The sequence below is a fragment of the Aneurinibacillus sp. XH2 genome, from assembly GCF_001439585.2.
Taxonomy (GTDB): Bacteria; Bacillota; Bacilli; order Aneurinibacillales; family Aneurinibacillaceae; genus Aneurinibacillus; species Aneurinibacillus thermoaerophilus.
Genome location: NZ_CP014140.1, coordinates 3,390,805 through 3,411,297, shown reverse-complemented (window position 1 = coordinate 3,411,297; position 20,493 = coordinate 3,390,805). Strand labels below are relative to the sequence as shown.

Annotated in this window: 27 protein-coding genes and 2 pseudogenes; 24 read left to right on the top strand and 5 right to left on the bottom strand. The window is 39.0% G+C overall.

From position 1 onward, the window contains the following. The first annotated feature begins 7 nt into the window (after window positions 1-7). Window positions 8-418: a Fur family transcriptional regulator gene (locus tag ACH33_RS16955; RefSeq protein ID WP_057900054.1), complete on the top strand. Its 411-nt coding sequence runs from the start codon at window positions 8-10 to the stop codon at window positions 416-418. Between the two features lie 193 nt (window positions 419-611). Here the strand turns inward: ACH33_RS16955 and ACH33_RS16950 are convergent, their stop codons facing one another. Further along, window positions 612-989 carry a helix-turn-helix domain-containing protein gene (locus tag ACH33_RS16950; RefSeq protein WP_236781918.1) on the bottom strand — a complete coding sequence of 126 codons (378 nt, stop codon included), beginning with the start codon at window positions 987-989 and terminating at the stop codon, window positions 612-614. Window positions 990-1,149: 160 nt separating this feature from the next. On the opposite strand from ACH33_RS16950, the gene ACH33_RS16945 reads away from it, so the two are divergent. Continuing rightward, window positions 1,150-1,350 carry a helix-turn-helix domain-containing protein gene (locus ACH33_RS16945; protein ID WP_057900053.1) on the top strand — a complete coding sequence of 67 codons (201 nt, stop codon included), beginning with the start codon at window positions 1,150-1,152 and terminating at the stop codon, window positions 1,348-1,350. A gap of 112 nt (window positions 1,351-1,462) precedes the next feature. Here ACH33_RS16945 and ACH33_RS16940 read toward each other — a convergent pair whose 3' ends face one another. Next, a complete protein-coding gene (locus ACH33_RS16940) occupies window positions 1,463-1,693 on the bottom strand; it encodes a hypothetical protein (protein WP_057900052.1) in 231 nt (76 codons plus the stop codon). Continuing rightward, a complete protein-coding gene (locus tag ACH33_RS16935; protein ID WP_057900051.1) occupies window positions 1,686-2,006 on the bottom strand; it encodes a helix-turn-helix domain-containing protein in 321 nt (106 codons plus the stop codon). Before ACH33_RS16935 ends, ACH33_RS16940 begins: the two co-directional genes overlap by 8 nt. A 126-nt stretch (window positions 2,007-2,132) precedes the next feature. On the opposite strand from ACH33_RS16935, the gene ACH33_RS16930 reads away from it, so the two are divergent. From ACH33_RS16930 to ACH33_RS16835, 20 genes and pseudogenes are all read left to right on the top strand, one after another. Next, window positions 2,133-2,333, top strand: coding sequence for a helix-turn-helix domain-containing protein (locus tag ACH33_RS16930; RefSeq protein WP_156424111.1), 201 nt, complete (start codon window positions 2,133-2,135; stop codon window positions 2,331-2,333). Between the two features lie 45 nt (window positions 2,334-2,378). Further along, window positions 2,379-2,579: a hypothetical protein gene (locus ACH33_RS16925; protein ID WP_057900049.1), complete on the top strand. Its 201-nt coding sequence runs from the start codon at window positions 2,379-2,381 to the stop codon at window positions 2,577-2,579. Beyond that, window positions 2,576-2,887 carry a hypothetical protein gene (locus tag ACH33_RS16920; protein ID WP_057900048.1) on the top strand — a complete coding sequence of 104 codons (312 nt, stop codon included), beginning with the start codon at window positions 2,576-2,578 and terminating at the stop codon, window positions 2,885-2,887. Before ACH33_RS16925 ends, ACH33_RS16920 begins: the two co-directional genes overlap by 4 nt. 170 nt (window positions 2,888-3,057) lie before the next feature. After that, a pseudogene (locus tag ACH33_RS18910) lies at window positions 3,058-3,340 on the top strand (recombinase RecT); the annotation flags it as partial. A 3-nt stretch (window positions 3,341-3,343) separates the two neighbouring features. Continuing rightward, window positions 3,344-3,583, top strand: a complete 240-nt coding sequence (locus tag ACH33_RS16915; protein WP_162265058.1) for a hypothetical protein — start codon at window positions 3,344-3,346, stop codon at window positions 3,581-3,583. A gap of 405 nt (window positions 3,584-3,988) precedes the next feature. Continuing rightward, the gene (locus ACH33_RS16910) at window positions 3,989-4,855 is read left to right on the top strand and encodes an ATP-binding protein (RefSeq protein ID WP_156424110.1); all 867 of its coding nucleotides are present in this window, start codon (window positions 3,989-3,991) and stop codon (window positions 4,853-4,855) included. Next, on the top strand, window positions 4,852-5,103 hold the full coding sequence (locus tag ACH33_RS16905; RefSeq protein WP_057900046.1) for a hypothetical protein: 252 nt from the start codon (window positions 4,852-4,854) through the stop codon (window positions 5,101-5,103). The genes ACH33_RS16910 and ACH33_RS16905 overlap by 4 nt, the downstream gene beginning before the upstream one ends. 326 nt (window positions 5,104-5,429) lie before the next feature. Then, entirely contained in the window at window positions 5,430-5,651 is a 222-nt protein-coding gene (locus ACH33_RS19750) for a hypothetical protein (RefSeq protein ID WP_057900045.1), read from the top strand. Next, complete coding sequence (locus ACH33_RS16895; RefSeq protein WP_082706122.1) at window positions 5,560-6,495, top strand: Holliday junction resolvase RecU; 936 nt, start codon at window positions 5,560-5,562, stop codon at window positions 6,493-6,495. The genes ACH33_RS19750 and ACH33_RS16895 overlap by 92 nt, the downstream gene beginning before the upstream one ends. A 92-nt stretch (window positions 6,496-6,587) precedes the next feature. Beyond that, the gene (locus ACH33_RS16890; protein ID WP_057900043.1) at window positions 6,588-6,809 is read left to right on the top strand and encodes a hypothetical protein; all 222 of its coding nucleotides are present in this window, start codon (window positions 6,588-6,590) and stop codon (window positions 6,807-6,809) included. Window positions 6,810-7,285: 476 nt separating this feature from the next. Next, window positions 7,286-7,708 carry a hypothetical protein gene (locus tag ACH33_RS16880; RefSeq protein WP_057900041.1) on the top strand — a complete coding sequence of 141 codons (423 nt, stop codon included), beginning with the start codon at window positions 7,286-7,288 and terminating at the stop codon, window positions 7,706-7,708. 345 nt (window positions 7,709-8,053) lie between these two features. Then, a complete protein-coding gene (locus ACH33_RS16875) occupies window positions 8,054-8,731 on the top strand; it encodes a helix-turn-helix transcriptional regulator (protein WP_057900040.1) in 678 nt (225 codons plus the stop codon). Window positions 8,732-9,045: 314 nt separating this feature from the next. Further along, window positions 9,046-10,197, top strand: a pseudogene (locus ACH33_RS16870) (esterase/lipase family protein); the annotation flags it as partial. 496 nt (window positions 10,198-10,693) lie between these two features. Further along, window positions 10,694-11,119, top strand: coding sequence for a phage holin family protein (locus ACH33_RS16865; RefSeq protein ID WP_057898677.1), 426 nt, complete (start codon window positions 10,694-10,696; stop codon window positions 11,117-11,119). 64 nt (window positions 11,120-11,183) lie between these two features. Continuing rightward, window positions 11,184-11,981: a M15 family metallopeptidase gene (locus ACH33_RS20470; RefSeq protein WP_057900038.1), complete on the top strand. Its 798-nt coding sequence runs from the start codon at window positions 11,184-11,186 to the stop codon at window positions 11,979-11,981. A gap of 693 nt (window positions 11,982-12,674) precedes the next feature. After that, on the top strand, window positions 12,675-12,830 hold the full coding sequence (locus tag ACH33_RS19550) for a hypothetical protein (protein ID WP_156424017.1): 156 nt from the start codon (window positions 12,675-12,677) through the stop codon (window positions 12,828-12,830). 203 nt (window positions 12,831-13,033) lie between these two features. Next, the gene (locus tag ACH33_RS16850; RefSeq protein WP_057900444.1) at window positions 13,034-13,300 is read left to right on the top strand and encodes a MerR family transcriptional regulator; all 267 of its coding nucleotides are present in this window, start codon (window positions 13,034-13,036) and stop codon (window positions 13,298-13,300) included. Window positions 13,301-13,815: 515 nt separating this feature from the next. After that, entirely contained in the window at window positions 13,816-14,673 is an 858-nt protein-coding gene (locus ACH33_RS16845; protein WP_057900036.1) for a hypothetical protein, read from the top strand. 19 nt (window positions 14,674-14,692) lie between these two features. Further along, window positions 14,693-15,544, top strand: a complete 852-nt coding sequence (locus ACH33_RS16840) for a hypothetical protein (RefSeq protein ID WP_057900035.1) — start codon at window positions 14,693-14,695, stop codon at window positions 15,542-15,544. Window positions 15,545-15,705: 161 nt separating this feature from the next. Continuing rightward, complete coding sequence (locus ACH33_RS16835) at window positions 15,706-15,930, top strand: alpha/beta-type small acid-soluble spore protein (protein ID WP_057900034.1); 225 nt, start codon at window positions 15,706-15,708, stop codon at window positions 15,928-15,930. Window positions 15,931-16,238: 308 nt separating this feature from the next. Here ACH33_RS16835 and ACH33_RS16830 read toward each other — a convergent pair whose 3' ends face one another. After that, the gene (locus ACH33_RS16830) at window positions 16,239-16,802 is read right to left on the bottom strand and encodes an HPP family protein (protein ID WP_057900033.1); all 564 of its coding nucleotides are present in this window, start codon (window positions 16,800-16,802) and stop codon (window positions 16,239-16,241) included. A 162-nt stretch (window positions 16,803-16,964) separates the two neighbouring features. Then, the gene (locus ACH33_RS16825) at window positions 16,965-17,561 is read right to left on the bottom strand and encodes a CGNR zinc finger domain-containing protein (RefSeq protein WP_057900032.1); all 597 of its coding nucleotides are present in this window, start codon (window positions 17,559-17,561) and stop codon (window positions 16,965-16,967) included. A gap of 439 nt (window positions 17,562-18,000) precedes the next feature. On the opposite strand from ACH33_RS16825, the gene ACH33_RS16820 reads away from it, so the two are divergent. After that, window positions 18,001-18,771: an iron-containing redox enzyme family protein gene (locus ACH33_RS16820; protein WP_057900031.1), complete on the top strand. Its 771-nt coding sequence runs from the start codon at window positions 18,001-18,003 to the stop codon at window positions 18,769-18,771. A gap of 373 nt (window positions 18,772-19,144) precedes the next feature. After that, window positions 19,145-19,330 (top strand): hypothetical protein, encoded by a 186-nt coding sequence (locus ACH33_RS16815; RefSeq protein WP_156424109.1) that lies wholly within the window; start codon window positions 19,145-19,147, stop codon window positions 19,328-19,330. The last annotated feature ends 1,163 nt before the right edge of the window (window positions 19,331-20,493 follow it).

Genomic DNA, 20,493 nt, shown 5'->3' with positions numbered 1-20,493 from the left:
GGAAATAATGACCGTGGAACAGGCTTTGCAGATTTTAAAGAAAAGTGGATATAAATATACGGGCAAGCGGGAAGAGATGATCCGCATTTTCGCCGAAGAAAAGCGGTATTTGTCGGCTCGCGATATGCTTGAGTATATGCAGGAGCATTATCCTGCGCTGAGTTTCGATACTGTATACCGGAATTTAACATTGTTCGCGGAGTTGAATATTTTGGAGGTAACCGAACTAGGCGGAGAGCGGAAGTACCGTTTCCGCTGTTCAACGGAAGACCATCACCATCATTTGATTTGCTTGTCCTGCGGAAAGACGCGCCATATTAGATTGTGTCCGCTGGATGGGGGATTTGGCGAGCCAGAAGGATTTACGATTACAGGGCATAAATTTGAAATTTATGGTTATTGCTCGGAATGTAGATAGTAGCAAGCGTGAAACCCCCTGATTTTTCAAGGGTTTTCTTTTAGCATCACGTGCCATTCTTTTACTAGCGGCATTAAGCGAGCGGAGTGCACCTTTCCAACCCATTATTTATCACCTCAAATATATTACATCTATGTAATAATTTTCTTTAACGCTTACAAAAACACCCTGCTTGTCCAATGGTCAGGCAGGGTTATTTTTTCTTAAGCTTCTTAACAAGCTCGATGGCTTGTTTTGCTTCCTCATACATATGTTCACGAAAGGCTTTTTGTTCTTCAGGTGTGAGATCGTCGTATCCTTCAAGTCCATCGTAGAAGAAGAGGTTCATTTTCTTATCTTCTTTTGGTGACGGATCGTCAGTACGGCCTAAAAGATAGTCGACAGATACCTCAAAAAAGTCAGCTATTTTTTGTAAGGTATCATAGTCTGGTTGACGCTTATCTGATTCATAACTAGAAAGTGTATTGTTTCGCACACCAATTTTTTCTGCGACAAATTTTTGTGCATATCCATTTTTTTCACGAAGATATTTAATTCGTTCTCCAAGCGTCATTTTGGCCAACACTATCACCTCTTATTTCACCTCCTAATTTATCACAAATTCTCTAAAAGAGAAAAAAATATCTCGAATCGAGAATTTTAATATTGACTTTCACGAATTGAGAATTTATACTTGTCTCAAGAATTCACAAAATGAGAATTTAAAAGCGAGAATAAAGGCGGTGAACAAGTTGAGTAAGATCATCGGAAAGAGAATCAGAAAGATCCGCTTAGAAAAAGGTATGACTCAGGTTCATCTTTCCAAGAGACTCGGGTATAAATCACCTTCGATACTTAGCGAAATTGAATCGGGTAAAAAAGGTTTTGATGCCGATAAGGTTCCTTTGGTCGCTGAAATCTTAGGCGTTGAAGTAAATGCGCTTTTTTTTTGATGAAGAAATTCTCGATTCGAGAATTAACTCGGCCTAACATCTAATTTTTTCCCCACTTCAATTACCAAAACCAACCTCAGTTGGAAGGGGAAAGCTACCAAATAGGCGGTGGCTACTTGATACGCTTAAGTTCAGCTTCTTGCTGAATAGAACGAGCAGAGAGTAATTCGATAATACGTTGCTGACTATCCTGAATTTCTTCCAAACGCTTAACGGAGTCGGATGTATCAAGAAAAGCACGTTTGATAAGCGGAATATCGGAGACTGATTCCTTTATATCTTTGAGTTCTGCTTTTACATCTTTAAGTTCATTAAGGATTTGTTCAAGTAACTTTTCACTCATTCTGATTCATCCTTTCTAACATGGTTTGGAGCATATCAGTGACTTTTTTCCGCTCTTCCGGCGTGAGTTTCTTGGCAGTTTCGATGAGTTGCAGGAGGTCGGGAGGGAGTTGGTCGGAGTCGTCAGAGAGAAACTGAATAACTGTAATTCCGAGTGCGGAACAAAGTCTTTCAATTATATCCAATGTCGGTTGGCGCTGCCCGGCTTCGATATAGCTGATAAACGATTGTGACACTCCGGACATCTTAGCTAATTGGTTTTTGCTTAATCCAAGTGATTCTCGAATCTCAGTTAGTCTTTTGGAAACATCCATTAATCATCATTCCATTCGTTTTATCTCAACAGTGATTTTATCACAAAAAATTTTCGTCAAAATTATCATTATAGTTTTTACTAATCATAATATTAGTGATAGTGTATAAACACGGAAGTGATAAGGGTGAATAGGATTAAGAAACTTCGACTTGAAAAAGAATGGTCGCAATTAGAGCTTTTCAAACGTTCCGGCGTTTCTCAGTCGCACATCCACTACTTAGAATCTGGCAACAAACAACCGACGATTACGATACTTCGCAAATTAGCCGACGCCCTCGGCGTAACGGTCGCCGAACTGCTGGATGAAGAAGAACAAACAGCCTAAAAATTTTACCGCTTCAGTTACCAAAACATTAGGAGGCAAAACATCATGGCGGCCAATCCTATCGAGGAAATGTTCCGCGAAATCGTTCGTGAAGAAGTTGGCAAGGCAATTGCTGAAATCAAGAAAATGCTTGCTGGAACTTCCCTTGAAAAAGAAAAACTTATCGGTGCTGAAGAAATCAGCGAATTTCTCGGCATCTCCAAACGTCGTGCCTGCGAATTATTACCGGGGAGGGTGTTGCGATGAGCTGGAATATGCGTATGCAGGAAGTGCTAGAACGGACGGCTGACTACGATATGAGCTTGATGGATGCCGAACAAAACGAAGCCTATCAACATCGTCTGGAACTGAATCGAATCAAACTAGAAATGCAAGAAGCCAAGAAAGAAGCTGATGAGTTCTTGAAGTTGGCTGAGGCATATAAAGCAGCAGGGGAAGAGAAAGGATATCTAGCAGCATGGTCATATCACAAATTGAATCTGCGGCGCTATCATGATTTGTCACTTTATTACACGAAAAAAGCTGCCGAGTGCGGGAACACTCAAACAGCTTAGCAGAAATGGTCACAAAAATCATAACACACGTTCGCGTGTACGGCAAGCTTTTCGGGCTTGCTGTAGGGGCCGGGAATTCCACCTCTTAACCACATCTTTTCTCTCTGCCTGGCTCCTACAGCACTTCCGAGCCAGGTGCTAAAAAATGAAAAGGAGGAAATCGCCCTTCAAGTAATTTTGAAGAGATGGCAAAGAAGACAGTCATTCGTCATATGTGGAAGTACCTGCCGATCAGCATTGAGATTCAGCAAATGGCTGTCCAGGATGAGACGGTGAAGAAAGTACATTACCAGTGGGCCGCGCAGTGTCTATGCAGACGCAATAGAGGCTGAAGGAGTAACGGCCGAGGATATCATGAACCTGCGTCGGAAGCTACAGAACAGCCACAGGAGCAGGCGGAGAAGCAAAAAGATTGGCAGCAGGATGAACAATTACAGCAGGCAATGGAAATGAAATTTGAATAGAAGAGTGGGCGCTCTCTGCGCCCGACTCTCTATCAAAAATTTGAGGGACAAGCTTCTTTTCTATCATTTGCTTGAACAAGCGGATTGGAATACAGGGGAAGTAAAAGTAAACGTTTCTGAGTTGGAACGGGAAACGGGATGGACGCGCTGGGAGATAAAAGGATCGCTTGATCAAAAGGCGAAAAAAATCCACAAGAGAAACCACATCTTTTATTTAATAACAGCATTATAAACAGCAATAAGAACAGCAATATAAACAATAAACCTAATACGTCGCTCGCTTCGGAAAAAGACATCGAAACCTTTGTCGATGAGAACATCCACATCTTGCCTTTAGGTGTAAACCGAAAACTCTTAATTCGTTATTGTGACATGCTGCGGCTAACGAGAAGTACATGCAAGATTTCCAAAAACGTTTTGCTCCAGGTTTTTGCGAAGATGAAAAAATACTCTGCGAATCAGATTAACTTCGCTGTATGGCATCACTTTGAAAAACACGACGATAAACGCGAGCAGTACACGCTAGGGATTCTTAGAAACACAAGGGATGATGAGGCTTATAGAAAACTAATGCGGATGTTGAACCGTCAAAGCAAGAATAGGTTCGAAATCAGAGAATCAAAAGGAGGCATACGCAGTGCAGCCAGCAGAGAACTTGATCCAGCGTTCCGTGATGAAATTAATTCCCTCTCTTTCTAAAGACGCTGAGGGAGATCGCTATTGTCCGATTTGTGGCCGGTTTGTGCCGAAGACACAGATTGAGTTGTTCGGCAAAGTGCGTATCGTACAAAGTCGTTGCCAGTGCGAAATTGACAAGTTCGTTTATGGCCAAAAGCAAGCTGAGACGCTGATTCAGCGAAAGATGATTGAGCGGAAGTTTGATATCTCAGAGCTGGGCAAGCGCTTTGAAGAGTGTTGGTTTCATACGTTTCAATCACGTCCGGGTACTGAAAAGGCGTATCAAATAGCACGAGATTATGCCCAAAACTTCGAGCACCACCAGGAAGAAATCGGGGTATTACTTTGGGGAACACCCGGGAACGGCAAGACACATCTTGCTGCGGCAGTGGCACACGAAATCAAAGATAAAGGGTTCACGGTTGTTTTTCAGACAATGGCTGAACTGCTAGAGCGTATTCGAAATACGTTTAACAAGAAAGAAAAAGAGACAGAAAGCGAGATTATGGACGCGCTTCGGGACTGTGATTTACTCGTTTTGGATGATATCGGCGCTGAGAAAGTCACAGACTGGGTACTGGATGTGATGTTCCGGATTATTGATGGCCGTTATCGAAAAAAGAGACCGATTCTGTATACGTCCAATTTTTCGCCGGCTGATTTGCTGATTCGATTCATGCCACAACAGCCGACAGAAGAGGACAAAATCAAAGCGCAACGGATTCATGACCGGATAATCGGTACAAGCATCATTGTGGAGAACAAAGCCAGCAGTTACCGACGTGAACGTGCGGCACAACGCTTTCGGGAGATGAACGGAGCATGATAGCAGCAACGAACATTGAGCGTCGGCATCTGACAGAGCAGCGCCGAAATATTTACATCGCTTGCGAAGACTTGAATTTCTTCTGGGATGATCAAGTGTCAGAAGTCATTGCAATGTGGAACATGGGCATCCCAGTTGAATATATCGCAAGTAATTTCGGCAGGGAAGTGGATGAGACAGCCATTCTGATTTTTGATTTGGCGCGGAAAGGAAAAATCAAGCTATGCCGCGGTGGTATTTGGGGGTGAATCGCATGAAAGAGAAGAAAAAACACAGAGGCCCAGTTCCGGTGGTGATTCCGAGCAAGCTTTCAAGATGGATACAAGATAGTTGCTCGGTCGGCCGAGTCAACTCAAACAAAATGGGTAGTGGCCGTCCGGCATGGAACGGGAGGAAGTAGGAGACCAGGAAGGAAAAGCGTGTGTTGCGCTTACAAATTGGTCGGATGCTGGGTAATTGCACGGAATGCGAAAGAAAAAAACAAGCATTGTCGGGGGTTGATAGGAGAAATCACAGCTTGGAATCTCATCGTTTCCAGCAGTATTGATGGAATGAATGTCAGGTAGGGAAACGAATGCGCGAACTTGGAGACCGATTGCTAGGCGATGAAAAAGTTGAGAAAACAAAGCCGAGGTCGAATGGCGTCACTATCACTGTTGAACAGTACATCGAACTGAAAAGAGAGGATTTGACGGACAAGGCTATTGTGGAGAAATACAAGATGTCATACAACAGTCTGTACAAGCGAAAGCGACGCTGGCGTAGCCGTTATCAACAAGCGGCCGACACCGATTAAAGTTTTATACGGAATTGTTGGCCACTTCAAAAGTCCAAGCACAGTGGATTACGAGGGGGCATACGCCGGACGCTCGATTGTGTTTGAAGCAAAGAGCACGAAAGAATTGAGGCGCTTTCCTCTTAGGAATATCGCCGAGCACCAAGTGGAGTACCTTGCAAAGTATCATCGGTGCGGCGCCATTAGCTTTCTACTTGTCGAATTTGCCAAGCATCAGACGGTCTACCTGCTGCCATATGAAGTGCTGGCGCAGTATTGGCAGCACACAGAGACAGGTGGCCAGGGAACCAAAAGAATGAAGGGGAGGTTTAAAATGTCAGACGAACATTTTGAAGAACAAAAGCGACCATTATGGGCATATATAACGGTTGCCATTACCACCTTATTTCTTCTTGCACAAGGGCCGAAGGTTTTCTTACTTCCGTTCTTTCCTTTTATGATGAGTGGATTTTTAAACCGTCCTTTTAATCCTAGTGTAATCCAAATTTTTTTCTTACTCGTTGGATTAACAATATTGGCAGTTGCTGTATGGCTCATTGTAAAAGCCATTCGTGCTATTATTAAAGACCAGAAAAGAAATCCATTCCGAAAAAATAAGGGAGAATTTAAGAGAAAAGGGCCTCTTTGGGCATGGATTGTAATAGCAATTTTCGGATTAGGTATTATTTGGATTGGACCTGGGATTTTAATGTTACCCATTTTGCCTTTAATAATGGCCGGATTTTCGGCCGATAGTCCAAACACTCCAGAATATGTTCCGCTTATGGTTATGGGCATTGGTTATGCATTGCTCATTGGATGTATTGTGCTTTTTATTTCAGCTATAAGAGCGATTAAGAAGTAGGAAGAAAAAAGGCCTCCCGCTCACTAACCGGAGAGGGGCTTCCTGCTTTTACTCTGCAAAAATATTTTACCATAGAGCAGGGGGATGCGAGAATGTCAGCAGAAATTAATGTAAAAGAATTGACTGTGAATATAGAAAAACAAACGGTAGAAATTCCAATAGTAGGACGGAATGCGAAAATTATCATAATAGAAAACGGTCGCGCTGGTGAAATCGAACTCCCTGAATATGGAGAATTTACATTTAAGATTCATCAAGGAAGAATTGCAGACATCGCCAGAGAAGCACGAAAACGGGGATTATGGACTACGTAATGGATATTGTAGTGACCATCCCGAAAAGCGAATATAAAAACGACGATACTGAAACAAAGCATATGGAAATAGATTCGGATTTTGAAGCGTTCTGGAACTCTTACGGGTGCCTAGGTGCCTCAATCCGGGCGACAGAATATATTTTGTCCGTGGTGGACGTGTGGAAAGCTCTATGTGCTGTCTACAGATAGAAGGGAATTCGATTACCAGATGTGAAACGACAGGACGTACATGGAGCGGTGGTTTTCAGATATTTATGGATGACTTACGAGCGGAGAATGGGCCAGCTACATGAGGATTTCAGGGGTTTCACTATCGCTGGTGGGAAATAGGCGCACATAAATAGTTATTCTTCAAAAAAGTAAATAATAGAAACTTAATTTTGGTTTGGTCGTAATTTAAATGTGAAATAAAGGAAGCATAATTAAATGACAGTTAAAAATTCTAATTATCTTAGCGACTAAGGAGGGAAATGAATGACGAACAATACAATATTTTTTCTGTTTAGCGCCTTTCTTTTACTGCTACTCATCCCGATTCTTATCATTAGGGATTTAAAAAAAGAGAAGAAATTAACTGATATCTTCATTTCGAATATAATGTTTTTAATAGTATTTTTGGTATCTGTTGGAGAAGTTTTGAAAGCTTTTCTTGAAACTGATACTATGAACAGTTTTAATCAAATCTTATTTCTTTTCGTAATCATATTTGTAGTAGCACCTTTACTGTTTATTGTTTTATTTCACATTAAAGATGATATTAAGAAATGGAGCAATCCAAAAGAATACAAATATTATTGGATGTATAGGATTAGATACATAGGATTGATTTCTTTAACTTTTATATTTTTTGGTGCAATTTATAAATTTTATTTAATTTTTAAAATAGTATTTCCGTAAGTGATATGAGCGGTTATTGCTCCTGAAGTGTTAGTGATGGGACCTAAAAACCTACATTCTGAGCCTACAATAGGCAAGAATGTAGGTTGGCGCAAAAGTTAAACCATCCTTTAAAACTTAATATGTTCTGCCGAACGAAATCGGAGGACACTATTCAGCAAAGTAAGGAACAAGTATATATCCCTTCTGGCTGTTGGTGTCCTTTTTTATTACCTAAAAGGGGGGATACATGAAAATTAGGAATTTTCATAAAAAATGCGTCATCCAACATGGCGACGTATAAGCGGGGCAATTAAACAAACCAGACGGTAATTATAAAACGATTCATTTAGGAGGATTTCGCTCATGGAACAAAAAATCAATCCAAACTATAATTTCATTGAGTCTGTATGCAGTAAATGCCCAGGAACACACTGGGGAAAAAGTTCAAAATGTCGGATTCACGACATGCACATCGGAAAGGTGCAGAGTTGCCTCCAATGGGATGAGTACCAGGCGGCACAGTGGAAGGAGCATGACGGGCAGCCAGCTTTTCTCGACTTAGAACCAGCACTTGAGGCTGTACAACGTGTGGAGCAGGACTTACGTAACTATCGCTGGATGGCAGAGAAGATTCAAACGTTACAAAAATGTGATGAGTATGAGAAGCAGTATCCGCGAGAGGTATGGGAGAATATTATTCATGCTGGTACGGCGCAATATGGTATTGAATCAATCCTTCCGAAAGCCCAAGGGGTTAATTCAGACGTGACGTATAGGGAAGCACAGAAGCTTTTACGGAACTGGGAACGCATGAAGCGATATGAGCGAAAAGTGAAGAAGTTAGAAGCTGCTGTGGCATCGTTACAGGACGAAAGAGAGCGTGCAGTGGCAGAAGGGATGATGGACGGTGAGAAGATGTATGAAATTGCGCAACAGTTAGATGTGAGCAGGCAGACAGTGGATAAAATTAGACGTTCAATGATTCGAAATCTAGCGTGGATTATGTATGAAGACGAGATGCGAGGAAGCCTGTCGGCGTAGGACAGGCTTTTTGCTTTACATTTTAGACATTAGTTTACAAACTAGACTTTAGTTTACACTCTTGACGTTTTTGGCAGATGAAAAGCGTGGTGTGGTATGCTGGACGCAGGAAAGATAAGCGAAGGCCGTTCCGGGAGAGCGGCCTTTTTGTTTGTCTTTTTTTCTTAAATTAACAAGTGAAGCTTACTAAAAACAAGTAAGGTTTATGTAACAACTGAATTGATTCAGAAATTACGCCGAATTTTCGGCGTTTTTTTATGCCCTTTTATCTTGGGCAACTCAAATAAACGTAAAAAAGGAGCTGTTTTATCATGCAAAAGGAAAGAAAAAATCAATATCCAATCGTTCTAGTTCATGGGTTTGCAGGTTGGGGAAGAGATGAAATGCTGGGTGTAAAGTACTGGGGTGGAATGCATGACATTCAAGAGGATTTGAAACAGTATGGTTACGAAACACACACTGCGGTAGTAGGACCGTTTTCAAGTAACTGGGATCGTGCATGCGAATTATATGCTCAACTTGTTGGTGGAACAGTGGATTATGGTGCTGCACACGCTGAAAAATATGGACATGACCGGTTTGGTCGAACCTATCCTGGGCTTTTGAAGAATTGGGATGGAGAACACAAAATCCATTTAATCGGACATAGCATGGGTGGACAGACGGTTCGTGTGTTAACGCAATTGTTAAAAGAGGGAAGCCAGGAAGAACGAGAGTATGCGAAAAAGCATGGGGTGCAATTGTCTCCGCTATTTGAAGGTGGGAAGTCGTGGGTTCACAGTGTAACAACGATTGCAACGCCGAACGATGGTACAACGTTGGCTGATGTAGTGACACAACTCATTCCAGCAGCACAACAAATTATGGGACTGGCTGCTGCGGTGTCAGGCAATACAAATGTACCGGTTTATGACTTCAAACTCGATCAGTGGGGATTGAAAAGAAAAGCAGGTGAATCCTTTGTGCACTATGCGGATCGCGTATGGAATAGTGGAATTTGGACAAATACAAAAGATATTAGTGCATGGGACCTCAAACCAGAAGGAGCCAAAGAGCTGAATAACTGGGTAAAAGCGCAGCCGGATGTCTATTATTTCTCATACAGTGGAGAAGCTACATTCAGAAGTCTGATCACGGGACATCATCTCCCAGATCTAACAATGAATAAATTGATTACTCCATTTGGTATTTTCTTAGGCTGCTACGGCAGTGATGAAAAGTGGTGGCAGAATGATGGGATTGTAAACACAATTTCGATGAATGGGCCGAAGCTTGGCTCAACAGATGAGATTGTCCCATATGATGGAACACCTAAAATCGGAAAATGGAATGACATGGGGATTCAGGAAAACTGGGATCATGCTGATTATATTGGGCTCAGTCTTTCATATGTTTTGGGAATAGAAAAAATTGAAGATTTCTACCGTGGCGTTGCAGATATGCTTGGTTCATTATCTGTGAGATAAGAATAAAGCATGGGGTGTCTTGTAATTAACAGGGGAGGGGCCTCCCCTTTTTTATGAAAAAAAGAAGATGCTACAAAGAGCATCGAGTGATGAGGGAGCTTTGAAGACTCGCTGGTGTCAGCAGCGGGTAAAGAAGGGTAAGATATTATCAACTATAATTTTACTGTTTGTAAAATGATATAGGAATAAAATTCGTTCGTCATTTTTTGTGGTTTGTCTCCAATAAACGACAGTACCAATAGAAAATTTGACGACAAATATTAGTTATAACGTCCTCTAATTTGATGCATAATATATATGGAAAATTATAGGAGTGTATAAATGTGGTAGTAAAAGTAGTTATGCCAAATCCGAAAAGTAATTGGGAGTCGTGTGTGCAGAGGTACTGGCAAAAGGAAAAAGAGAAGTGGGAACAAAGAAAACGACAGCAGAAATAAGCATCGGTTAATCCGGTGCTTTTTATTTTTGCCCCGAAAGGGGGTAAGGAGGAAAGTAGATGAGACAGGAAACAGATACATTTTATACTTTTGTAGTTGGGGGCGGCGCAGCGAGCGCTGCCTTTTTACTTGGAGGATTTGACCGTTTAGTGGTTGCCCTTGCTATTTGTATGGCAGCAGACTATCTATCTGGCGTTTTAGTCGGGTTTTTTAGAGAAAAAAAGATAAGCTCAGAACGAGCATTTCACGGACTGCTTAAAAAAGGGGCCATGATTCTACTGGTCATTGTTTCCCATCAGTTGGATGTAGTAGCTGGCAGTACAGATTCGCAATTCATGCGAAATGCAATGATTATGTTTTTAATCGCAGTGGAGGGGATTTCACTTGTGGAAAACATGGGGAGGCTTGGGGTTCCAGTCCCCGCGTTTTTGCGTCAACGTTTTGAACAAATGAAAAACGACAACGACAAGGAAGCAAAATTTTGAAGAGAAACGGAGGCAACAAACGGGCATCTATGCCTTTTCATGATCTAAAGCAGGAGGGATGGACATGGCCATTACATGGGACTGGCTGAAACAAAAGAACTTTCGGTTGAACGACCCGAATTTACATCCAGTCGTTGCCCAGCGTGGCTGGGAAGTTGTATTTGAAGCCTGGCAACGCGGTATCTATGTGCTGATTACGCAGGGGTATCGTTCAATCGCTGAACAGAATGAATTATACGCACAAGGTCGAACAAAACCGGGAAAAATCGTGACGAATGCTAAAGGCGGTACCAGCTACCATAACTACGGTTTGGCGCTGGACTTCGCTTTATATACACCGGATGGCAAACAAGTCGTTTGGGATATGAACACAGATTTTAATAAGAATCACAAAAAAGACTGGATGGAAGTCGTACAAATGTTTAAAGCCAGAGGATTTGAATGGGGCGGTGATTGGAGAAGTTTCAAGGACTACCCACACGTTCAAATGACCTTTGGTTTTTCTATTGCACAATTAAAAGCAGGAAAACGCCCATCACGTCCAGCTATGGTGGTACAGGTTCCAGAGCTGACGAAAGTTGTTGCATCGGTTACTGACAAAAAGGAGGAAGAATACATGATTCCCGTTTCAAAAGCGGACAAAATCATCGCACTCATCCAAGCAGAGTGGAAAGAGAAGGACGAACAAATTAAGCAGTATCAGAAAATGTGGCAGGAGGAAAACGCGAAGCCGGACAAGTGTCAGCAGAAGCTGGACGAGTACCATCGAGCAGCCGAAGCGTTGCGTAAGGATAAGAAAGAGCTTGGTGAGCTGGCTGACGAGGTGAGGAAGGCGTCAGGTAGACGAGTGGTGAATGGTTGACCATATTGAGTTGTTTACGAAAACACCCCGCCACCCATATGGATGGCGGGGCTTTTTTTGTTCGTACACCCTGTTTATAGACGAACGGCATACTCGATAACAACGATTATGTCGTACAAACCAAAAGAGGATAGATGCGATTTATTTGTGCAACCGGCAAATAGATAGGCGTCTATTCAAAAAAACAGGGAGGTAGTTAATATGTTGGTGTTATCTTTCTTGGCTGGAATTGCAAAATTTCTTTTTGGTGGAATCGCTATTTGGGCCGTATTTCGCCTTCGAAGTTTAAGAAGGTCGATAGGATGCGGAACCGAAAAGTTAGGAGCGGGATTTGCCCTAGTAGTTTCGCTTGTAATCTTGATGCTCCTTGAATCTAAGTTCTAGTAAGCCGAACGCTCCGTTGCCCTTATGGATGACGGGGCATTTCTATTACATACCCCTTGTCAAAATCAACATAAATTATTCCAAATTTTATTCTTTAAAAACCACTTGACGAATCATCCCTGCAACCATCTCACTAAAAAAGCTGAAATTTTGCAACCAAAATTCAAGAAAACGGTAAAACGATCCCCCGCTGTCCGTATGGATGGCGGTTTTTTTATTTATATAAATACTTGAAAGGATAAATATACAAAATTATATTGACGTGAGTAAATATAATTGGTATAATAAAGTCAAGGAGGTGAAATAAGGATGGATTTGAAAGACTGGGCGATTACAATCGCATCAGTGCTAGGATGCATCAAACTCGGATTTGAAATAGCCGAGAAATTCGAAGAAAGGTGGAAAAAATGGAAGAAGGAAAGAGAGAAAAAGAAAAAGCGCTCCACTAAAAAGCGGAAGCGCTAAGCCCAAAAAAATCTAAACGGAAAGGGGTGTTGCCCCACCTCTTTCCTTACTAAATAAGTATACCACATCCATCCTTAAATTATGAAGAAGCTCTCAACTGCTCTTGATGTTGTCCTGTTGATTGTATTCCTGTCTTGGTTATCTGATTTAGATTTCAGTAAGATGACACCTTTAAAATGGGTTGGCGTAATATCTATAGCTCTATGGTTCGTTTTAAATATCTGGAAGGTGATACTGTGGCGGAAGAAATAACATTCAAATCACGCGATGAATTAACAGCATACATCGTTAACGAAGTAGTAAACACAACTGAAGCACTTGAGATACTTGGCTGTTCACGACAAAATCTGAACGACCTGGTTAAACGTGGTGTACTAACACCAATTAAGGAACTTCCAAGGGATCGGCTATTTTACAAAGCTGATGTTTTAAAAAGAAAAGAACAAGCAGAGCAAAGAAAAAAACAATGATTTTATTAAAGCCCTGGAAGGGGCTTTTTGTTTTGTTCAGATAAAATTACGAAACGTCTTGTACAAATGGCAGAGCAACAATTGAGTGGTAGAAGCCCACAATAAACTATACACCCTGCATATTATGTTTAATATGAAGGGACGTGGAGAATCGGTTAGAGACCTTCCGGGAATCCGGAAGGTTCTTAATTTGTCCAAAGGGAACCATGCCTGATGGAGTTGTAAATGGAATTATTGCAGCTCACCAAACATGGAAACAGACAACAGAACGTAAATAAATAATTGCCCTACTACCCTTTATTGGGTGGTAGGGTTTTTTATAATTTATATGGTTCATATTATGATTTTTCTCAATCACTGAAAAGTATTTACGCATAAAACTTCCATGGTTTTTCAACCACAACCCTGACATAAAAATCGGGGTTCACAAAAAAATAGCAAGTTACAATAATCCCTATTTTAATGATAATATAGAATCAATTATTACTTTTATCATTTATTAGGGGGATGTAATTATGAAATTTGAAGTATATGACCTTATAGGTCCTACAAGTGAATTTCTTGCTACCAATAAAGAAAAATTACTGCAACACATAAAAGATTCAAGAACATTTACTGACGATAAAGGATTAAAATATTGTTTGAATAACATTGATTATGAAGATAATATTATTGGCGGGACTATAAGCCAAGAATATTTCGGTGATTTAAAAACAGTGGAAAATAAGGTGGAAAAGCCCATAAAAAGCAACCCTTGGGAAAAAACTTATTTTTTTATTGATATCGCAACATCAAAATTATTACTACAAAGGAGACGTTATTCTCCTAAAAATCTAAACCATTCAAAGACGGAACAAAGAATAATAGAAATTATACACCATGATGTTTTCTTAAAACATTTCGGCAGTTCCTTTAATATGATTAAAACTTCAGTTGGATTTAATAATGATTTTTTTAAAGAAATTATTAAAAAAGAAAAAATCCAACAATTAGATGTAACTAATCTAAGAGGAAAAAAAGTAGTTGTCGGAACACCATTACATAATCCCAGAGAGGATTGGGATAAGGTTCTGGCGGAAAGTTGGAATACTTATGATTCTAATTATGTCGATGAAATAGTTCTTCGATCGGAAAATGAAGATGGTCTATCTAAGTCTGTTTTTCAAAAATTAGTCCTAGCTGCAGGCGGAGATGTAAAAGCTGTTCGGTATTATGATGAAGAAGAAGAAAAAGTTATAACCGTTTCTCATAAATCTGTAGGTTCGTTGGATGTCGATGTTAAAAAAGACGAGGAAACTGTTACAGTTCTACAAAAGGCTTTTAATAAAATCAAAAGTTCGAGAGATGCACTAAGGAGATTCCGTAGAAAGTAAAACTAAGAGGGTGTATAGTGTGTCCGATATTGAAAGACAACTTCAATTTTATTTAAGAAACAAAAAGAAAAAAGTTATCCCCATGACATACAAAGAATTTGATAAAAATATTGACACCATTATAAGTATATTGGGCGATAATAAAGCTTTAGCGATTTTTAGTGATAAAGAAGTAACTCTTTATTTCGCTAAAGCTTCTAATGTGGGTTTTGTAATCAAGTCGCGAAAATTCTTAGAAAAGGAAAACTTTCCGAAACTTGATTTAACAGTAAAAGGGGCAAAACAACCTATTACTTTCTTTAGTTTTATACTCGAAGAAATAAAAATCCACTGGATCGCCCTTTTATTAATCCTGTTTCTTATAGGGCCATTCATGTTAATTCAAGATAATAAAGATTTTATTAAGGAGCTTAACGCAGCTCTTATTAGCGCATCGGCTATCCTTATAGGTGTCTTTCTTGTTTTTATAACGTTCTTTTATTTAGGTCGTGAACATGATGTGAAATATTTCAGTGAAGGGAGATTTTATATTCATTTTAAAAATGATAAATTCATCATCTCTTCTTCTTTTACATCAATATTGTTATCTATACTAGCTATCGGCATATCTTTTTATCACTATACTCCTACAGCTGCAATTTCACCCATTATAAAAAATTCAATTATCAAAGCTTATGGGATAATTTTATCTTGGCCATACCAAAATGTCGCAGCCGGATTAGCAACTTTGTTAAGTATAATTTTTTTCTGGATATCTTTTCAGGCGATGGTAGGTTACTATTTCCAACGAATAAAAAATGGAATTAATGTAGGAACTGTAGAGAAGATACACAAAGAGTTTTTTAGTGATAAAAATAACAATCAAGAGTAAATTCTTAAAGCTTATAGCACTATAAATAAAAGCCTCTCTGACAAGCGGGAGGCTTTTTCATTTCATAAAATTACCAACCTATCCTATGTATAAATTACTTCCTATGCGGAACTGTAAGAGTATCAAGTACCAACATCATCCACATAGGAGGAATGAATGTTATGCCACAACAAAGACAACAAAGCAGAAATACAAATGAATTGGTTGCACCACAAGCACGCGCAGCCCTGGATCAAATGAAATATGAAATCGCTTCTGAATTTGGTGTTGTATTAGGACCAGACACAACATCACGTCAGAATGGTTCTGTAGGTGGCGAGATCACCAAGCGCCTTGTACAAATGGCAGAACAACAACTTTCTGGTCGTGCTGGCAACATTCAATAATTCCCTCACAAAAACAAGTCCTATCCCCTTATTCGTGCATACCATATAAGGCAGGGAACAGTCAGAAACCTCTCGGAAATCCGGGAGGTTTTTAATTTTATGTACTAAACTAGGTAGTAAAGAAGAGCAATTCTAAGAAAAATGAAGACTATACGTTCAAAAAACAACGTGTTATTTCGTTATTTCCCAAAAGCTAAAAACGCCGATTTTGGCCAAATTTGAACCAAAACGGCGTTTTTAATGGTTATTTATTTATCATAAGTGATGTTTCTTTAACCGTAATTTCTATTCAATACTTAAATATCTAATTATAACCAAAAAGTAGGGTACTCACGATTACTACGTAAGTTATTTACCAATAAAGCTATTAAAACAATAGCTATGGAGCCAATTAATACAGGAGTAATTAAGTAATTCCATGTGTACGCCCCTAATATAACCACTATCGGATCTGCCCCAGCAGGTGGATGCGTCGTTTTCGTAATCATCATGCATGCTATAGCTACTCCCACTCCTAAAGCCAACGTCCAGGTATCATTGCCTAAAAAGTGGTAGACAATCAATCCCACTAATGTAGAAATAAAATGTCCACCAATTATATTTCTCGGTTGAGATAGAGGAGCATTCCAAACACCAAATGCTAATACACAACTTGCTCCAAAAGGAGCCATTAACCAAGATGTAGATGTGACTTGTGTCAGGTAAGCAAGGACAAAGATAGTTATGAATCCTCCAATAAGTCCTGTCATAGCATCTTTAACATTTACGCTTAGAGTGCTTTTTCCTTTGCCTTTCATTTTAGAAAAATAAATGCGACGGGATATACCTACCACTTTCTCTTGGTCAATAACGGTTTGATTTTTAGATATCATTTAATTCAACCTCCTTATCATTTTGATTCCATAATAACCCATCTTTAATAACTGGTCAAAAGATAATTTTATGGTTAGTTTAAAGAATAATTAGATAATTAACATAATAAAAAAACTTAAACCCAATGGATTTAAGCTTTTTGAGTATAACCACTCTTTTTATCATTTTTCTTTAGAGTTTTCTTTTCTTTTTCGCTGTTGATGGCGTGCAACTTTCTTTCTGTTACCGCATATTTCCATGGCACACCATTTTCGTCTTCCACTTTCATCTATAAACAATAATACGCAATCAGGATTTGTACACCGTTTAAGGTAATGTAATCTCTTCCTATCAAGTAAGTTTAATACATCATATGCAATAAGTGAAACGAACGCATCCTCAGGTTGTCCTATTGGAGATGGAAGAAGTTTATTCGGGGTCAATTTATACGAAAACGGTGCTTTTCTAATCATTCTTTCCAAAGAAGATACCCATTCATCTGAAATTTGATATCCATCTGCGATCCGTTCAAAATCACTTCTTAAAAAGGAACGTAATTCACGAAGTGAATGTAATATCTTATCCAGTCTATCTTCTGATTTAGATATAAGCTCATCATCAATTATGGAATTTGTTTCTTTCATTATCTTTATCCAATCAGCTAAATCTTTTTCGGATATCAATAAGTCATAACGCTGCCCACGTCTTATAACTTCAGTGTTTACTAAATCAAGAGAAAGGTGTCCGGATATAAGTGGAAATTTTTTTGTCTCTGCCATGATGTACCTCTTTTCTTCTCACAAAACACTAACATATATAAAAAACTAACCTAACCTTATTATATATGATTTTTTATTAACTTAAAGTTAATAAAAAAGAAACAATATAAATAATAATTTAATGGTTACCTTATGCCCAAGAAGTATAATTTAAACTAACTGTTTTTTATAACTTGACAGGTTAGTAATTAAATATTAAGATAATTAAGAACTAACCGTTTTTTATAAAAATATAGGTTAATATTTAAATCTAAAAATAAAACGCAAATTAAGAAGTAATACCCACAAATTACCAAACAGGACCGACATTTATTTCTCAATATTATGTTGTTCTTGGTTGGTAATTTTTTGTAAATTTAAGTAAAAAATGTTGAATTATACCATATAATACTTTATTATTATTTACGTAGCAAAAATACCCAAAAAGGAGTGTTTATTAATGTCCCAATTAACAGAGCAAAAGTATCAGACCGTTACTCAAGAAGAACTAGAAAGAGTGCGTCAACAACATTCATGGGTTGCAGATCCGATTATACGCGCTTCTGAAAGAGTTCTTGAAGAACCATTTTTCGAGTGGTTGCAAACAGTAAGATCTGTTCAAGAGTTAAAGCCTGTTGTTACTCAACTTTGGTATCATTCTGCTACTTTTCCAAAAGTAATGGGTATCATGTTAGGGTTAACTTCTCTCAAGGAAAATCACATGATGCCTTTCTATGCCATGCACATTTATGGCGAAGCTGATCATCATGAAATGCTAATGCAATGGATGTTGAAACACGGTATCTTACAAGACCGAAAAGAAATCGAGAAATTTATTCCAACAATTGCAACTAACGCTTGCGTCAACTTGGTCTACCAAATGGCTATTGAACAAGATCGTTCCAAGTGGTTAGCATGCTTAAACTCTGGAATTGAACGTTGTTCTAATCACTTTTTCATCAAAATGTCTGAAAAGTTAGATGAATTAGACGTCAATGATCCATACTTTACTGTTCATGTCGAAGCAGATCAGCATCATTCCATCCTTGGATTAGATTATTTAGAAGCTGCAAATGACTCATTCCGCCGTGAAGTTATTATAAACAAAGCATTAGAAGGTATTTCTTTGTGGGCATTCATGTTAAATTCTTGGATTGGTATAAATAGAATGCCTGAATTTGATTTGGAGGGTAATCTGTTAAACAAACAAGCAACTGGTATTAACAATTAAGAGGATCGACAATAAAAAGAGTGCATGTCTGCTATGCACTCTTTTATTGGAGGAAAAAAATGATAACAGTTTGCCAAGAACACATGAAAGATGGATTAAATTTATTAAATGTACCTCATGTAGAAGAAATAACACAACAGTACCTGGAACATAGATGCATTTTCTGTAACAAATTAGCTAAGTTCGAATTATTTTACGTTAAACCTATGAAAATTTCTCTTTCAAGGTAATCCCAAAACAAAAAGCGGGGGACATTCAAGTTCCCTCGCTTTTTGTTTTCATAACCGACATTATCGGATGCGCATTAATGTACAAAAACATTTTCCTTTATATTCCTTTTGTTATAACATGGAACAAAAAGGAAGGTGATAAAATGGATAAATCAAAGAAATTCTATATCACCCAGGTTAATCAAAATGGAGAACTCGCTATTCCTCCTGAGCTGACAAAAAACATTTATAGCGGCTTAATTGATATCGAAATAGAAGGTGGTCGAATTGTTATTAAACCATCTGAGCCCGATTACACTTTAACCTGGACTCCGAATAAAAATAAATAACCCGGCACATTAGGCCGGGATTTTTTATTACAAAAACAAGCGTGCCTGTACCCCCTTTACTTGGCTTTGCGCCCCTATTTTTTTGAACTGTATAACCTTTCTTTTCTTATTTTTTCGATCGCACTTTGATTTCTTCAGCAATATCAAGTGTTTTGTCAAATTTAGCAATGTATATTTTGATTGATATTTTTGAGCATATTATTTGGTATTAAGTGCATATCAGGGTGCATCAGGAGTTTGAAAGTAAAATAATAACCAAGATATGTACTCGAATATATAGTTAGTAACAATTGTGGTATGCACTCAGATATATAATCGCGACTATTATTCGATAAATTAAAACATGCTCCATTGATGCACTATTTGAAACCTCAATTTTTAAACCTTTTCACATTTAAATTCAAAAGCATTTACATTTTGTAACATTAAACAGACATATTTTCAAATAGTGTGTCATACGCTGTATAGCGTGTAGCGCGAAGCGACAGCAAGCCGAAGCGCATACAGCTCACCTAGAATAACTATGCCCTCCTATCAAAACGGTAGAAGGGCTTTATTTTTGGGTATAGATGATATGATATATCATGATAAATAACATTAAATACTCCAACGGAACCATGTAGGCAAACACAATATTAATGGTCATGGTTACTGCCATTATCATCGATACAGCGAACATCTAGATACTCTACTCGTTTGTTAATAGCATTCCCACCTACTTCCCCGTTTTCATCGGGTTCATTAGGGTACCGGGAAGAGCTTCTTTCCGGGAAAGATGGTATCCAATCACATGACAAATTCGGATGCTTTCTCTTAGCAAATCTCTTCTGCCGGGAACCAAGGCGGAATACAGCCGGGAAATCAGTGCTCGGTCTACAACAAACCATAAGGTTTTCCGTACCGTTGAAAGGAGATTGGACGGAACAAATACCGGGTAAAGTGGTTTTTCGTGTGCCATTCAGCAGATCAGATAATTACGACAACGAATACCCTAGACATATCACCGGTTATAAGGCGAACTAGACTAGTGAGTTTTCCTGGTTAGCTCCCCCCCTTTTTTCCCGTATGACAATACAAAGGGATTCCATACACCTCCAGGAAAAATGACAAGCCATTAATGCGATACGACTACTGGCCGGAAAAACATGCTCGGCCTTTATTGC